This window comes from Nocardia sp. JCM 34519.1, from assembly GCF_020361265.1.
GTDB classification, from domain to species: Bacteria; Actinomycetota; Actinomycetes; order Mycobacteriales; family Mycobacteriaceae; genus Nocardia; species Nocardia arthritidis_A.
The window spans coordinates 1,233,452-1,234,849 of record NZ_JAIRBR010000001.1 but is presented as its reverse complement, the minus strand read 5'-3'; the positions used below and the strand labels follow the sequence as shown (position 1 = coordinate 1,234,849).

Here is a 1,398-nt window from a genome sequence, read left to right as displayed (position 1 = left end):
CGATCAGCGCTTCGCCGGATGCGACGCCTGCCCGGCCCGCATCCGGCGAAGCGGCGAAACCCGGTCGTATCGCGGGTATTCGGGCGTTCCGGAGACGGATCGCCCGGACCGAGGAGATACGATCGTGCCGAATCGCGCGGGGACCGGACCTGTGCGAAGTGGTCGGAGGTGGGCTTAGGCGTGGCGAAACCGATGCGTTCCGACCGGTGGACCGGCGCGGACCTCGACCACCTACCCGAAAACGGTTTGCACTACGAGGTGCTGAACGGCCAGCTGGTGGTCAGCGCGCCGCCCACCACCCGCCACCAGGTGGTGCTGCACGGCATGGCGCATGCGCTGAACGCGGCGCTGCCCGATGACGACTACGAAATCGGTTACGGCCTCGGCGTGCTGATCGGCCAGGACGAACCGATACCGGACCTCATCGTCACCGCCAGCCCGATCGATCCCGACCTGTCCAGGGTCCCTGCGGAACAGGTGGTGCTGGCGATCGAGGTGGTCTCCGAGTCGTCGCGGATGGCGGACCGCTCGATCAAACCGCTGCTGTACGCCGAGGCGGGCATCCCGCACTACTGGCGTTGCGAAATCCAACCGGTCCACCCGCAATTGCCAGGTGAACTACCGCCGGTGGTATTCACCTACGTCCTCGGCACCGACGGCTCCTACCAGCTGACCCACCGCGTATCCGCGGGCGACACCGTAACCCTGCGCATCCCGTTCGAATTCTGTGTCGACCCGGCTGCCCTGCTGTCCGTTTGAGCCCCCGGTCGATGCGGTTGCTACCGGAGTGCGGGCGGTCAATGCCGCCCTTTCGCATTCGGGACCAGCGCGAGCAGTTCGTCGACCGACCATTGGTCGTCGGCGTGTCTGCCGTGTTTCGATGCCAGCAGCGTGCCGTCGGGTGTGATGAGGAAGTCGGCCGGTAGGCCCAGTCGTCCGCCCTCGGCGGTCTTCGGTGGAGCGGCCTTTTCGCCGCGGCGGATCGCGCGCAGCTCGTAGGCGATACTCCGCGCGATGGTGGGCCATGCGCGTGGATCCAGCAGGGCGCGCGGGGCGGATTCGACGCCGAATTCGCGGTAGAGCACCCGGTTCGGGTCGGGTATCACATCGAAGGGCAGATCGGCCGTGTAGGTGCGCAATGTGGTTGCGCTGGAATGGAATACGACCACTTCCCGAATATTCGCGGCCCGGATCTCGGCGTCGCGCGCGGCGAACGCGCGCAGGTGCAGGTTGCATACCGGGCAGCCGGCGAAGCGGCGGAATTGCAGGTGGGTCAGGCGATCCGGATCCGGCACCTGGACCGGCTCGTCGTGGACGGACAGCAGCGTGCGGCGCGATATCTGGCTGGGTAACGACATGAGAGCTCCCTGATTCGTAGGCGTATGTTGTACGCCTACA

2 protein-coding genes are annotated in these 1,398 nt (G+C 66.6%); one reads left to right on the top strand and one right to left on the bottom strand.

The window, feature by feature from the left end; translation table 11 throughout:
* Positions 1-180: 180 nt before the first annotated feature.
* The gene (locus tag LGY53_RS05955; protein WP_225725584.1) at positions 181-759 is read left to right on the top strand and encodes a Uma2 family endonuclease; all 579 of its coding nucleotides are present in this window, start codon (positions 181-183) and stop codon (positions 757-759) included.
* Positions 760-797: 38 nt separating this feature from the next.
* Here the strand turns inward: LGY53_RS05955 and LGY53_RS05950 are convergent, their stop codons facing one another.
* Positions 798-1,358, bottom strand: coding sequence for a peroxiredoxin-like family protein (locus LGY53_RS05950; protein ID WP_225725583.1), 561 nt, complete (start codon positions 1,356-1,358; stop codon positions 798-800).
* Positions 1,359-1,398: the final 40 nt, after the last annotated feature.